The organism is Bradyrhizobium sp. WSM2254 (genome assembly GCF_000472645.1).
Lineage (GTDB): Bacteria > Pseudomonadota > Alphaproteobacteria > Rhizobiales > Xanthobacteraceae > Bradyrhizobium > Bradyrhizobium niftali.
This window is the reverse complement of sequence record NZ_AXAB01000042.1, coordinates 51,759-64,543: the sequence shown is the minus strand read 5'-3', so window position 1 is coordinate 64,543 and position 12,785 is coordinate 51,759. Positions and strand designations below refer to the sequence as shown.

The 12,785-nt window shown below is 65.5% G+C and carries 13 protein-coding genes; 6 read left to right on the top strand and 7 right to left on the bottom strand.

Annotation, left to right across the window (positions count from 1 at the left end):
• Positions 1-74 precede the first annotated feature (74 nt).
• From A3M7_RS0128155 to A3M7_RS0128130, 6 genes are all read right to left on the bottom strand, one after another.
• The gene (locus A3M7_RS0128155; RefSeq protein WP_027546923.1) at positions 75-473 is read right to left on the bottom strand and encodes a hypothetical protein; all 399 of its coding nucleotides are present in this window, start codon (positions 471-473) and stop codon (positions 75-77) included.
• Positions 474-490: 17 nt separating this feature from the next.
• The gene (locus A3M7_RS0128150) at positions 491-682 is read right to left on the bottom strand and encodes a hypothetical protein (protein ID WP_245284336.1); all 192 of its coding nucleotides are present in this window, start codon (positions 680-682) and stop codon (positions 491-493) included.
• Between the two features lie 126 nt (positions 683-808).
• Entirely contained in the window at positions 809-1,726 is a 918-nt protein-coding gene (gene dapA / locus A3M7_RS0128145; protein WP_027546921.1) for a 4-hydroxy-tetrahydrodipicolinate synthase, read from the bottom strand.
• A gap of 24 nt (positions 1,727-1,750) precedes the next feature.
• Positions 1,751-2,005, bottom strand: a complete 255-nt coding sequence (locus A3M7_RS0128140; RefSeq protein WP_027546920.1) for a hypothetical protein — start codon at positions 2,003-2,005, stop codon at positions 1,751-1,753.
• Positions 2,006-2,137: 132 nt separating this feature from the next.
• Entirely contained in the window at positions 2,138-2,398 is a 261-nt protein-coding gene (locus A3M7_RS0128135; protein WP_049823725.1) for a hypothetical protein, read from the bottom strand.
• A gap of 40 nt (positions 2,399-2,438) precedes the next feature.
• Positions 2,439-2,906, bottom strand: a complete 468-nt coding sequence (locus A3M7_RS0128130) for a hypothetical protein (RefSeq protein ID WP_027546918.1) — start codon at positions 2,904-2,906, stop codon at positions 2,439-2,441.
• A 452-nt stretch (positions 2,907-3,358) separates the two neighbouring features.
• Here A3M7_RS0128130 and A3M7_RS45045 point away from each other — a divergent pair, with 452 nt between their 5' ends.
• From A3M7_RS45045 to A3M7_RS0128090, 6 genes are all read left to right on the top strand, one after another.
• Positions 3,359-3,448: a K(+)-transporting ATPase subunit F gene (locus A3M7_RS45045; protein ID WP_049823729.1), complete on the top strand. Its 90-nt coding sequence runs from the start codon at positions 3,359-3,361 to the stop codon at positions 3,446-3,448.
• Positions 3,449-3,560: 112 nt separating this feature from the next.
• Positions 3,561-5,264 carry a potassium-transporting ATPase subunit KdpA gene (gene kdpA / locus A3M7_RS0128110; protein ID WP_027546917.1) on the top strand — a complete coding sequence of 568 codons (1,704 nt, stop codon included), beginning with the start codon at positions 3,561-3,563 and terminating at the stop codon, positions 5,262-5,264.
• 34 nt (positions 5,265-5,298) lie between these two features.
• Complete coding sequence (kdpB, locus tag A3M7_RS0128105; RefSeq protein WP_027546916.1) at positions 5,299-7,413, top strand: potassium-transporting ATPase subunit KdpB; 2,115 nt, start codon at positions 5,299-5,301, stop codon at positions 7,411-7,413.
• A 201-nt stretch (positions 7,414-7,614) separates the two neighbouring features.
• Entirely contained in the window at positions 7,615-8,220 is a 606-nt protein-coding gene (locus tag A3M7_RS0128100) for a K(+)-transporting ATPase subunit C (protein WP_027546915.1), read from the top strand.
• 40 nt (positions 8,221-8,260) lie between these two features.
• Complete coding sequence (locus A3M7_RS0128095) at positions 8,261-10,984, top strand: sensor histidine kinase KdpD (protein WP_027546914.1); 2,724 nt, start codon at positions 8,261-8,263, stop codon at positions 10,982-10,984.
• Positions 10,981-11,670: a response regulator gene (locus A3M7_RS0128090; RefSeq protein ID WP_027546913.1), complete on the top strand. Its 690-nt coding sequence runs from the start codon at positions 10,981-10,983 to the stop codon at positions 11,668-11,670. The genes A3M7_RS0128095 and A3M7_RS0128090 overlap by 4 nt, the downstream gene beginning before the upstream one ends.
• A gap of 119 nt (positions 11,671-11,789) precedes the next feature.
• Here A3M7_RS0128090 and A3M7_RS0128085 read toward each other — a convergent pair whose 3' ends face one another.
• On the bottom strand, positions 11,790-12,674 hold the full coding sequence (locus A3M7_RS0128085) for a Ku protein (protein WP_027546912.1): 885 nt from the start codon (positions 12,672-12,674) through the stop codon (positions 11,790-11,792).
• Positions 12,675-12,785: the final 111 nt, after the last annotated feature.

The window sequence follows — 12,785 nt, the reverse complement described above, 5'->3', positions numbered from 1 at the left end:
GGGCGCAGCGCCGATGCGCATGCCGAGCAGCAATGCCCCCATCAACGCAACCAGGATCGCGATCTTGAGCTCGATCATGTCCGCCGCCTCGCTACGACGCGCGAAAGAAGCCGCTTGGCTCCTTCCACCAGCACGATCAGGGGATTGCCGCGGTTCTCGATGTCGAGCTCGAAGGTCTCGGCAGGAAACACCAGCGCGCACCGCGCCGGCGCGCTCTGACGGTTGGCGAAATCCACCGCCGAGCTCTTGAACAGGAACACGCCGCCGACGCGTCCGCATGCCTCGCGCGCGACCCAGAGCCCGGCCTTGTTGCGACCGATGAAGAAGGCTGGAATCGAGGCGCTGATGACGTCCGGATCGAGCGGCCTGAGCGCCGTGGAAGGATAGCTTCCGGCCGCCGATGTCGGTCGGCGATGGAGGGCTTGAAGGGCGATCGCGGCCATGGCGGCCTCCTCACACATCTGCAAAGTCATGATGTCCGCTCCGCTGGTCAGGCGTGGAGATGCCAGACATAGATTGCCGTCCTCAGCGCGATGAGCGCAGTGAGCACGCTGCCCATCGAAAGCACGGTCAGTGCGCGCAGGGCGAAGCGCTTGAGCTGGGCCTTGCGCTCCTTCGCGATCCGCAGCCGTTCGGTTCCATCAAAGGGCCGATCAAGGCTATGTGTCAGCATCGACATCATGGAAGTCCTTGTCTGTGGTGCGGCGAGACGGCCACTCCAATCTGTCTTCCATGATGGCCATCGCTGGGTAGGATTTCGAGATGATCGCCGAGGCCGCCGCATAGGAATGTCATAAGTGCCCGGGGCCTACGCTCCGACGCTGTCGATCAGCTCCTCGTCGGCGATCGCAGCGAAGGCTCTTGCGACCTCCGCCTGTGCGGCGACGCCCAGCGGCACGATCGGCAGCCTTGTCGCCGGTGACATCAGACCCAGCACGCCGAGAGCGCCCTTGAGCGCGGCCGGGCTGTCCTTGGAGAGACAGGTGATGAGCGGAATGAGGCGCCTGTGCAGGTAACGTGCCGATTGCAGGCGTCCCTGCCTGACCTGCGAGAAGATCATGCGGCAGAGATCCGGCGCGATGTTGGCGACCTCGGAGATCGCGCCGTCGCCGCCGCTCGCGATGTAGCCGAAGGCGGTGACGTCGTCGCCGGAAAGCAGGCGAAAGCCGGCCGGGAGCAGCCGGGCGAGGCGCATCGGACGGGTGATGTCGCAGCTTCCGTCGCGCAGGCCGACGAATTGGCGGGATTCGACGAGACGCACCAGCGTCTCATCGGCAAGCGGGCGCAGCGTGCGGGAGGGAATATCGTGCAGGATCACGGGCAAGCCGGTCGCACCGGCGATGGCCCGGAAATGCGCGAGCATGCCCTCCTGCATCGGCTTGTTGTAGGCCGGCACCACCGCCATCACGGCATCGGCGCCGGCGGCCTCCGCGCGCCGCGCGAGCGCGATGGCCTGACTGGTCGCGTTCGACATCGCGCCGGCGATGATCCGCACCCGGCCGCGGGCGACGTCCACCGCGGCGCGAATGACCAGCTCCTGCTCGGCCGGGGAGAGCGTCGGCGCCTCACCGGCGGTCTCGCAGACCACGATCGCAGGGACGCCAGCCGCGACCTGGCGCTCGCAGAGCGCGGCCAACGCCTTGAGATCGATTGCGTCCGCCGCATCGAACGGCGTCGGCAGGTCCGGAATGAAGCCGGTGAACCAGGCAGAGGGAGGAATGAACATGGTGCTTCGCCTGATGGCGCCGGCTTAGGCGGCGCGTTGCGAGATGTTGGCGCTGGGGCTCTTGCCCATGTCGAGCTCGATCTCGCGCGGCAGCTCGACGATGGTCTCAGGGTGCTGTCCGTTCTCGAACAGCGCATACTTGACGGCCTGGGCACGGCTGACGAACAGGCCGCCATAGAGGCCGTTCTGCTCCTGCGCCACCCATTGTCCCCGACGGTTGCGGCCGATGAGGACGATGGTTGAGGTGGAGCTGCACGAGGGAGGTTCGACGAATTTCACGGATGTATTCCTTCTGAACGACGCCGGCGCGGGATGTTTGTGCCTGCCTGCGCGCTCAATATCCTGTCTCGCGAATATGATTTCGAGGGCGGGTGCGCGGCGATCTCATAGGAAGGTCATAAAGCCGACCGCTCAGGCTACATCATTGGCAATGTGGACCAGCGCGAACAGCGCGCCGAAGGCGGCAGCCTCGTCCCAATGATTGAGCGCAGGGCCGAACAGCGCCTCGCGCCTGACGAGGCCGGCGAGCGCGCAGAGGATGATCGACATCCAGAGCAGAACGGCAAGGCTTCGGCCAAAACCGACGCTGCCGAATGCGGCAAAGGCGGCGAGCAGCGCGATGCGGACGGCGAAGCGTGCAATCACGCGCGCCGGGCTCGGCATGTGCGGCATGTCCGGAGCTTGTGACAAGGTGTGAACCCGTCAGGCTGCTCTAGCCGAAATTCTCGCAGCCGATCGGCTCGTAAAGCGGATCCGGCGCAGGGCGAACGGAGGGAACGCTCGGCCGCGACACGTCCACGGCCAATGCCCGGACCTCGACGAACGCCGACAGCAAGGCCAGCGCGAGATCGGCGTGGCGTGCCTCGACCGCAGCGTCCAGCCAGTCCGGCAGCTCGCGCTCGCGCGAGAGCGCGCAGTGCCACTCGCCCTCGTCATAGGCGATGCGGCGGACCTGCCATAGCGGCAGCTCGAGCTCGATCAGCGCCAGCGCAGCGTCGGCCCAGGCTTCAACGTCGATCAGGCGCATGATGCGCGTGGTGCGTTCGCTCTCGCCGAGCGAGGGGATGCGCCGGCAGGCGTGATCGATGACGTCGTGCATCAGCGGCCGTGTCATTGCCGGTGCCGCGCGAAGCCGCCGGCTGAGAGAGGGTGGGTCGAGGCGTCGGAGAGCGGCGGTCATGTCAGGCCTCCCGGAGTTGGCGTCGGTCAGTCGGCCGGCGTCTCCAAGATGGCCAAAGCGGCATTTGAAAACGAGATGGGGATCGGGCGAGAGATATAGGGATTTCATAAGTGCGGGGGGCGGGGACGCAATGCGTGACGCACCCTCCGCCGTCGTCCCGGAGTTTCTGCGCCTTTATGAGATTCCTATAACGTCGCCATAGCGCTCATCTCGAAAACCTATGCCCGCGCTGGCACTTCAGCACGGTCAAAAGTTCCGGCTGGTGCCGCGGAAATCCGTTGTGTTTCCTCACCCGCGCCCGCCGGACGTCTGAGAAGCGGTTGCGTCGGAAACAAGGGCGCAACGAGGAGAATTCCCATGATGGACATTCTGATGCTGGCGCTGGGTTTCGTCTTCTTTGCCCTTGCGATCGGTTACACCTACGCCTGTGAACGGCTGTGACGGAGCACACCATGATCTTCGATTATGCGCTCGCCGGTGCCGTCTCGTTCGGCCTGCTGGCCTATCTCACCTACGCGCTGCTGCGGCCCGAGCGGTTCTGACCCGTGCTGCTGCTTGTCGAATTGCTGCTGGCCGACGCTGCGCTCGTCGCGGGCCTGCTCGCGCTGCTCCTGCCGCTCTTGCGCCGGACACAAAGCCTGAAGGGTTAATGCCATGACTGTGATCGGTTGGCTCCAGATCATTCTTTTTTGCGCGATCATCGTCGCGCTGACCAAGCCGCTCGGCTGGTACATGACGCGCGTGTTCAACGGCGAACGGACGTTTCTGTCGCCGGTGCTGCGTCCCATCGAGGCCGGCATCTACTGGTTCTCCGGCGTCGACGAGAAGCGCGAGCAGCACTGGCTGACCTACACGGTCGCCATGCTGCTGTTCCATGTCGGCGGCTTCCTGATCATCTACGGGGTGATGCGGCTCCAGGCCGTGCTGCCGTTCAATCCGGCCGGGCAGTCGGCGGTTGCGCAGGATCTCTCCTTCAATACCGCGATCTCCTTCATCACCAACACCAACTGGCAGAACTACGGCGGCGAGAGCACGCTGTCCTATCTCGTGCAGATGCTCGGCCTGACGCACCAGAACTTCCTGTCGGCGGCCACCGGCATCGCGCTCGCGGTGGCGCTGATCCGCGGCTTCTCGCGCGCCTCGGTGCGCACGGTCGGCAATTTCTGGGTCGACGTGACGCGCTGTACGCTCTACGTGCTGCTGCCGATCTGCGTCGTCTACGCGCTGTTCCTGGTCTGGCAGGGCATGCCGCAGACGCTCGGCGACTACGTCGAGGCCACCACGCTCGAAGGCGCCAAGCAGACCATCGCGGTCGGTCCGGTCGCCTCGCAGGTCGCGATCAAGATGCTCGGCACCAATGGCGGCGGCTTCTTCAACGCCAACGCCGCGCATCCCTTCGAGAACCCGACCGCGCTGTCGAACTTCGTGCAGATGCTGTCGATCTTCGCGCTCGGGGCCGCGCTGACCAATGTGTTCGGCCGGATGGTCGGCAACCAGCGCCAGGGCTGGGCGATCCTCGCCGTGATGGGCGTGCTGTTCGTCGCAGGCGTCGCCGTCACCTACTGGGCGGAAGCCAACGGCACCTCGATCATGCGCGCGCTGGGCCTGACCGGCGGCAACATGGAAGGCAAGGAAGTCCGCTTCGGCATCGTCGCGTCCTCGCTGTTTGCCGTCATCACCACCGCCGCCTCCTGCGGTGCGGTCAACGCCATGCATGACAGCTTTACCGCGCTCGGCGGCATGATTCCGCTGATCAACATGCAGCTCGGCGAGATCATCGTCGGCGGCGTCGGCGCAGGCCTTTACGGCATGCTGCTGTTCGTCGTGCTCGCGATCTTCGTGGCCGGCCTGATGGTCGGCCGCACGCCGGAATATGTCGGCAAGAAGATCGAGGCGCGCGAGGTCAAGATGGCGATGCTCGCGATCCTGGTGCTGCCGCTGATGTATCTCGGCTGGACCGCGGTCGGCGTGGTCTATCCGGCGGCGGTCGCCTCCATGGCGAATGCCGGCCCGCACGGCTTCACCGAGGTGCTCTATGCCTTCACGTCGGCGACCGGCAACAACGGCTCGGCCTTCGCGGGCCTGACCGGCAACACCCTCTTCTACAACCTCACGCTGGCAAGCGCGATGTTCGTCGGTCGCTTCTTCATGATCGTTCCGGCGATGGCGATCGCGGGCTCGCTCGCCGCCAAGAAATCGATCCCGCCGTCGGCGGGCACCTTCCCGACCACGGGCGGGCTGTTCGTCGGCCTCGTCGTCGGCGTCATCCTGATCATTGGCGGCTTGACGTTCTTCCCGGCCCTCGCACTCGGCCCCATCGTCGAGCACCTCGCGATGAACGCCGGACAAGTCTTCTGATCGACAATCTACCGATTGGTTTGGAGTGACCTCCATGGATACGATGAAACTGCAAAAACGTGCCGCCGTGTCGGCGATGCTCGATCCCAGGATCGTGATGCCCGCGATCCGCGCCTCCTTCACCAAGCTCAACCCACGGCTCATGGTGAAGAACCCCGTGATGTTTGTGGTCGAGATCGTGGCCGCGCTCACCACCGTGATCTTCCTGCGCGACCTTGCCACGGGTGGCGCGAATCTCGGCTTCACCTTCCAGATCATCCTCTGGCTCTGGTTCACCGTGCTGTTTGCGAACTTTGCCGAAGCGGTCGCCGAAGGCCGCGGCAAGGCGCAGGCCGAGTCGCTGCGCAAGACCCGCACCGAGAGCCAGGCCAAGCTGCTCACCGGCGCGGGCCAGGCCTTCAAGCTGGTGCCGGGCACCAGCCTGAAGGTCGGCGATATCGTGCTGGTCGAAGCAGGCGACACCATTCCCTCCGACGGAGAGGTGATCGAGGGCGTTGCCTCCGTCAACGAGGCCGCCATCACCGGCGAATCCGCGCCCGTCATTCGCGAGTCCGGCGGTGACCGCTCGGCGGTCACCGGCGGCACGCAGGTGCTGTCCGACTGGATCCGCGTCCGCATCACGGCCGCGCAGGGCTCGACCTTCATCGATCGCATGATCAAGCTGGTCGAGGGCGCCGAGCGGCAGAAGACGCCGAACGAGATCGCGCTCAACATCCTGCTTGCCGGCCTCACCATCATCTTCGTGTTCGCCACCGTCACCATCCCGAGCTATGCGGCCTATGCCGGCGGCTCGATCTCGGTAGTCGTTCTGGTCGCGCTGTTCGTGACGCTGATCCCGACCACGATCGGTGCACTGCTGTCGGCGATCGGCATTGCGGGCATGGACCGCCTGGTGCGCTTCAACGTGCTGGCGATGTCCGGTCGCGCCGTCGAGGCGGCCGGCGACGTCGACACGCTGCTGCTCGACAAGACCGGAACGATCACGCTCGGCAATCGCCAGGCCACGGCGTTCCGTCCGGTGCGCGGCGTGACCGAGCAGGAACTGGCGGACGCAGCCCAGCTCGCCTCGCTCGCCGACGAGACGCCGGAGGGCCGTTCCATCGTCGTGCTGGCGAAGGAGAAGTATGGCATTCGCGGCCGCGACATGGCCGAGCTGGGGGCCACTTTCATTCCGTTCACGGCGCAGACCCGCATGAGCGGCGTCGATGCCGGCGGCTCGTCGGTGCGCAAGGGCGCGGTCGATGCCATGCTGAACTATGTCGGTGGCGGCGCGCCGCTGGCGGTTGCTTCCGGCAACACAGCCCGGGCCATCCAGCCGGCGGCGCTGTTGGATCTCGGACGCGAGGTCCAGGCCATTGCGGACGACATTGCCAAGGCGGGCGGTACTCCGCTTGCGGTCGCCAGGGACGGCAAGCTGCTCGGCGTCATCCAGCTCAAGGATATCGTCAAGGGCGGCATCCGCGAGCGCTTTGCCGAGCTGCGCCGCATGGGCATCCGCACCATCATGATCACCGGCGACAATCCGATGACGGCGGCGGCGATCGCGGCGGAGGCCGGCGTCGACGACTTCCTGGCGCAGGCAACCCCCGAGGACAAGCTCAAGCTGATCCGTGACGAGCAGGCCAAGGGCAAGCTGGTTGCGATGTGCGGCGACGGCACCAATGACGCGCCGGCGCTCGCGCAGGCCGATGTCGGCGTCGCCATGAACACCGGCACCCAGGCCGCCCGCGAGGCCGGCAACATGGTCGACCTCGACTCCAACCCGACCAAGCTGATCGAGGTGGTCGAGATCGGGAAGCAGCTCCTGATGACGCGCGGCGCGCTGACGACCTTCTCGATCGCCAACGACGTCGCAAAATACTTTGCGATCATCCCGGCGATGTTCTTGGCGTTCTACCCGCAGCTCAACGTGCTCAACGTCATGAACCTGTCGAGCCCGCAGAGCGCCATCCTGTCGGCGATCATCTTCAACGCGCTTGTCATCATCGCGCTGATCCCGCTCGCGCTGAAGGGCGTCGCCTACCGCGCGGTCGGAGCCGGCGCGTTGCTCCGCCGCAACCTGCTGATCTATGGGCTTGGCGGCATCGTCATTCCCTTCATCGGCATCAAGGCGATCGACCTCGTCGTTGTTGCCTTGCACCTGGCTTGAAATGTCAACGCAAGTGACGAGGCGATCGGGACTGCCAGTCCCTCATCCTGAGGAGCGCGGAACGGGCGTCTCGAAGGATGAAGGCCCCGGCTGGTGGCCTCGCCCTTCGAGACGCCGCGCAAGCGCGGCTCCTCAGGGTGAGGGTCTAGCGTCTGGATTGCTTCGCTTCGCTCGCAATGACGGAGAAATAGGAGAAAACACATGCTCAGAGAAATCCGCCCCGCCATCGTCCTCCTGCTGGTGCTCACCGCCATCACGGGCCTGGCCTATCCGCTCGCCATGACCGCCATTGCCGGTGCAATCTTCCCCGCGCAGGCGCAAGGCAGCCTGATCGAGAAGGATGGCAAGGTGGTCGGCTCCGCCCTGATCGGGCAGGAGTTCAAGGACGACAAGTACTTCCACGGCCGCCCCTCGGCGACACTGGCGCCGGACCCGAATGATTCAACCAAGACCGTGCCGGCTCCCTACAACGCCGCCAACTCGGGCGGCTCCAATCTCGGCCCGACCAGCAAGGCGCTGGCCGACCGGCTCAAGGAGGATGTGGACAAGCTGAAGGCCGAGAACCCGAACGCCGCTGTGCCGGTCGACCTCGTCACCACCTCGGCGAGCGGGCTCGACCCCGACATTTCCCCGGAAGCGGCGCAGTTCCAGGTGCCCCGCGTGGCCAAGGCGCGGAAAATATCGGAGGATCAGCTCAGGCAGCTTGTTGCCTCCAACACCCAGGGCCGTCTGCTCGGCCTGCTCGGCGAACCCCGGGTTAACGTTCTTGCCCTGAACCTCGCTCTGGATCGTGCGTCCGCGAAGTAGCGCTCTAGGCCGGGAATATCAGGATGATTATATTGGCCTGATGGTTCAGCAGCGCCGCGATCCCGAACAACGTCCGTCCCCCGAGGCGCTGCTCGAAGCCGCGCGCCGGGAGGAAAGCGCGAGCGGTAAGCTGAAGATTTTCGTTGGCGCCGCGCCGGGCGTCGGCAAGACCTACGAGATGCTGCAAAGCGCCCATGCCAAGCGCAAGGCCGGCATCGACGTCGTGGTCGGATTCGTCGAGACCCATGGCCGCGCCGAGACCGAGGCACTGGTGCGGGGGCTCGAAGTGGTCCCGCGCAAGAGGCTCGACTACCGCGGCCAGACGATCGAGGAGATGGACCTCGATGCCGTGATCGCGCGCCGGCCGCAAATCGCGCTCGTCGACGAGCTCGCCCACACCAACGCCGCCGGCAGCCGCCATCCCAAGCGCTATCTCGACGTCGAAGAGCTGCTCTCCCACGGCATCGACGTCTATACTGCGGTCAACATCCAGCACATCGAGAGCCTGAACGACGTCGTCGCCCAGATCACCCATGTCCGGGTGCGCGAGACGGTGCCGGATTCGATCTTCGACCGCGCCGATGCGATCGAGCTGATCGACCTCACGCCCGACGATCTGATCCAGCGGCTGAGGGAGGGCAAGGTCTACGTCCCGAAGCAGGCCGAGCGGGCGCTGGAGCACTACTTCTCGCCGGGCAATCTCACCGCGCTGCGCGAGCTCGCGCTGCGCCGGACGGCCGAGCGGGTCGACGAACAGCTTCTCACCCACATGCAGGCGAACGCCATCGCCGGTCCCTGGGCCGCGGGCGAGCGAATTCTCGTCTGCGTCAGCGAGGATCCGCGCGCCGCTGGCCTCGTGCGGTACACCAAGCGGCTGGCCGACCGTCTGCACGCGCCGTTCACCGCGATCTCGATCGAGACCCGGCGCTCGCTCCAGCTTTCCGACGACGAGCGCGACCGGCTCGCGGACACGCTGCGGCTGGCGGAATCCCTCGGCGGCGAGGCGCTGACCATTCCCGCCGTCGGCCGCCGCATCGCCGACGACGTCGTCAATTTCGCACAAGGCAACAACGTCACACAGATCGTGATCGGGAAATCGACGCGCTCGCGGTGGTTCGAATTGACGCGCGGCTCCGTCGTGCATGATCTCGTGCGGAGTGCCGGCAATATCAGCGTTCACGTCATTCCCGGTGACGAGCTCGCGAACGAGCCGGCGCCGAAGACTGCGGTGCAGACCGCGGCACGGTCCGAGCCGTTCGATGTGCTTCCTTATCTGAAGGCGCTCGGGATCACCGCGCTCGGCCTGGCCGCAGCGGTGGCCATCAAGCCGTATTTCGGCATAGAGAACGTCGACCTGATGTTTCTGACCGCGGTGGTTGCCGTGGCCGTCCGCTATGGGTTGTGGCCGTCGCTGCTCGCGAGCGTCGCGGCGTCGCTGGCGTATAACTTTTTCTTCCTGCCGCCGGTCTACACCTTCACCATCACCGATCCAACCAACGTTGCGGCGTTCTTCTTCTTCATGCTGATTGCGTTTGTGGTGTCGAACGTTGCGGGGCGGGTGCGGAGCCAGGCCGACACCGCGATCGGCCGCATCAGGACCACCGAACAGCTATATGCGTTCAGCCGCAAGCTCACGGGCACCGGCACGCTGGACGACGTGCTCTGGGCAACCGCCTATCAGACCGCCCTGATGCTGAAGGTTCGCGTGGTCCTGCTGCTGCCGGAGGAAGGGCTCCTCACGGTGAAGTCCGGCTATCCGCCCGAGGACCAGATCGACCAGGCCGACCTAGCCGCCGCCAACTGGGCCTGGAGCAACGATCGACCCGCCGGCCGCGGCTCGGATACGCTGCCGGGTGCAAAACGCCTGTTCCTGCCGATGCGCACGGGACGCGGCCCGATCGGGGTGATCGGCATCGACAACGATCGCACCGGCCCGCTGCTGACGCCGGACCAGCGCCGGCTGTTCGATGCGCTGGTCGACCAGGGCGCGCTCGCGATCGAGCGCGTGCTGCTGGTCGAGGACATGGACCGCGTCAAGCGCACCGTCGAATCCGAGCGGCTGCGCTCGGCGCTGCTGACCTCGATCTCGCATGACCTCAAGACGCCGCTCGCCTCCGTGTTGGGGGCGGCCTCCACCATGCGCGATCTGGCCGGCGCGCTGTCCGACACCGAGAAGCGCGACCTGCTGGCGACCGTGATCGACGAATCCGAGCGGCTCAACCGTTTCATCGCCAATCTGCTCGACATGACGAAACTCGAATCCGGCGCCATCGTGCCCAACACAGCGTTGCACGATCTCGGCGAGATCGTCGGCAGCGCGCTCCGGCGGGCAGCCAAGATCCTGACCGCACACAAGGTGGAGCTGGCGCTGGCCGCCGATCTGCCGATGCTCCAGCTCGACGCCGTGCTGTTCGAGCAGGTGCTGTTCAACCTGCTCGACAACGCCGCGAAGTATTCGCCGGCAGAGACGACGATCTCCATCAAGAGCCAGCGCGAGCGAGATCAAGTGGTGCTCCAGATCGCCGACGAGGGGAGCGGTATTCCGCCGGACGAGGTCGAGAGCGTATTCGACAAGTTCTATCGCGTGCAGAAGGGCGATCACGTCCGTCCCGGCACCGGGCTCGGCCTCGCCATTTCCCGTGGCTTCGTCGAGGCAATGCACGGCACGATCTCGGCCGCCAACCGCAGCGACCGGAGCGGCGCGGTCCTCACCATCCGTCTGCCCGTTCCGGCACAGACCCACGCATTGGACACCGCCGCATGAGTGCCGCCCCGATCAAGGTTCTGGTCATCGACGACGAACCCCCGATCCGCAAATTGCTGCGGATGGGACTGACGACGCAGGGCTATGAGATCCTGGAAGCGTCAAACGGCAAGATTGCGCTGGAAAAGCTCGCCGAGGAGCCGGCACTGATCATCCTCGACCTCGGCCTGCCCGACATCCAGGGGCACGAGCTGCTCCGCACGATCCGCGCCCGCAACGAGGCCGTGCCGATCGTGGTGCTGTCGAGCCGGGGCGACGAGGCCGGCAAGGTGCAGGCGCTCGATCTCGGCGCCGACGACTATTTGACCAAGCCGTTCGGCATGGACGAGCTGTTGGCGCGTCTTCGCGCCGCGCTGCGGCACCAGCTCCAGGTTCAGGGCGAGCGCCCGGTGTTTCGCACCGGCGACCTCTCTGTTGATCTCGTCCGTCGCATCGTCAAGGTCGGCGAGCGCGAGGTGAAATTGTCGCCGAAGGAGTACGATCTCCTGCGCGTGCTGGTCCAGCACGCCGGCAAAGTGCTGACCCACCGCTTCCTGCTCAAGGAGCTATGGGACGAACTGACCGATGCGCAATATCTGCGCGTCTATGTCCGCCAGCTCCGCCAGAAGATCGAAGCCGATCCGGAACGTCCGCAATATGTGCTGACGGAGACGGGGATCGGGTACCGCCTGAAGGCGGGGGATTAGGTCCGGTTGTCATTCCGGGACGCGCCTCTTGGCGCGGGCCCGGAATCCATTTCTGCGCCAGTCACGCTCGTCACGCTGGATTCCGGGCTCGATGCTTCGCATCGCCCCGGAATGACATGCTAACCCGCCTTCCTCTGTCGCGCCGTCGACCGGTGCACCTTCTTCGCGGCTCGTCCTCGTCCTGTCGTCCGCCGCCCATGCGGTTTGGCCGACGTCCGTCCTCCGCCGCGCCCCTTCAGGCTCTGCTTCAGTGCATCCATCAGGCTGACGACATTGCTCGGCCGCTCCTCCGGCTCCGGCGGCTCGATTGTCTTGCCGCTCGCCTTCCGCTTCACCAGCGCCTTCAGCGCGGTCTCGTATTCGTCCTTGAACTTGCTCGGATCGAAATGCGCAGCCTTGGTGTGCAGGATGTGACCGGCGAGCTCGACCATGTCCTTGGTGATCTTCGGGCTCTTGATGTCGTCGAAGAACTGGTCCTCGTCGCGGAGCTCGTAAGGGAAGCGCAGCGTGGTGCCGAGCAGGCCCTTGCCGAGCGGCTCGATCGCGATGATGTGCTCGCGGTTGGTAAGCACGATTTTTGCGAGCGCCACGCGTTCGGCGTCCTTCATGGCGTCGCGGATCACGGTGAAGGCGTCGAGCGCGGCCTTGCCGTCAGGGGCGACGTAATAGGGGTGATTGAGATAGCGCCTGTCGATCTCGTCCCGGGGGACGAAGCTCTCGATATCGATGGCGTGGCTGCTCTCGATCTGGACCGCCTCGAGCTCCTCCTTCTCGATCTCGACATATTTGCCCTTGCGCAGCTCGTAGCCGCGGGCCTTCTCGCCATCCTCGACGACGTCGCCGGTTTCCGAATCGATCATTTGCTGCTTGAGGCGATTGCCGGTCTCGCGGTTGATCATGTGAAACCGGGTCTTCTCGGCGGCGGTCGTTGCGGGATAGAGCACGACCGGGCAACTGACCAGCGACAGCTTCAACGTTCCCTTCCAATAGGCGCGGGGGGCCATTCCATTCTCCAGCGTTTTCAAGGCATTTTGGAACTCCAACCGGCCCGTCGGGTTTTGGTTCCGGCTGGGACTTTTGCCGTGATAGGCTTGAAGCCGAAAGTGATGCGGGAC

Excerpts from the sequence above, each read along its gene's own strand:
- A3M7_RS0128155 (WP_027546923.1), bottom strand. The coding sequence starts at position 473 with ATGACTTTGCAGATGTGTGAGGAGGCCGCCATGGCCGCGATCGCCCTT.
- A3M7_RS0128150 (WP_245284336.1), bottom strand. The coding sequence starts at position 682 with ATGATGTCGATGCTGACACATAGCCTTGATCGGCCCTTTGATGGAACC.
- dapA (WP_027546921.1), bottom strand. The coding sequence starts at position 1,726 with ATGTTCATTCCTCCCTCTGCCTGGTTCACCGGCTTCATTCCGGACCTG.
- A3M7_RS0128135 (WP_049823725.1), bottom strand. The coding sequence starts at position 2,398 with ATGCCGCACATGCCGAGCCCGGCGCGCGTGATTGCACGCTTCGCCGTC.
- A3M7_RS0128130 (WP_027546918.1), bottom strand. The coding sequence starts at position 2,906 with ATGACCGCCGCTCTCCGACGCCTCGACCCACCCTCTCTCAGCCGGCGG.
- A3M7_RS45045 (WP_049823729.1), top strand. The coding sequence starts at position 3,359 with ATGATCTTCGATTATGCGCTCGCCGGTGCCGTCTCGTTCGGCCTGCTG.
- kdpA (WP_027546917.1), top strand. The coding sequence starts at position 3,561 with ATGACTGTGATCGGTTGGCTCCAGATCATTCTTTTTTGCGCGATCATC.
- kdpB (WP_027546916.1), top strand. The coding sequence starts at position 5,299 with ATGGATACGATGAAACTGCAAAAACGTGCCGCCGTGTCGGCGATGCTC.
- A3M7_RS0128100 (WP_027546915.1), top strand. The coding sequence starts at position 7,615 with ATGCTCAGAGAAATCCGCCCCGCCATCGTCCTCCTGCTGGTGCTCACC.
- A3M7_RS0128095 (WP_027546914.1), top strand. The coding sequence starts at position 8,261 with ATGGTTCAGCAGCGCCGCGATCCCGAACAACGTCCGTCCCCCGAGGCG.
- A3M7_RS0128090 (WP_027546913.1), top strand. The coding sequence starts at position 10,981 with ATGAGTGCCGCCCCGATCAAGGTTCTGGTCATCGACGACGAACCCCCG.
- A3M7_RS0128085 (WP_027546912.1), bottom strand. The coding sequence starts at position 12,674 with ATGGCCCCCCGCGCCTATTGGAAGGGAACGTTGAAGCTGTCGCTGGTC.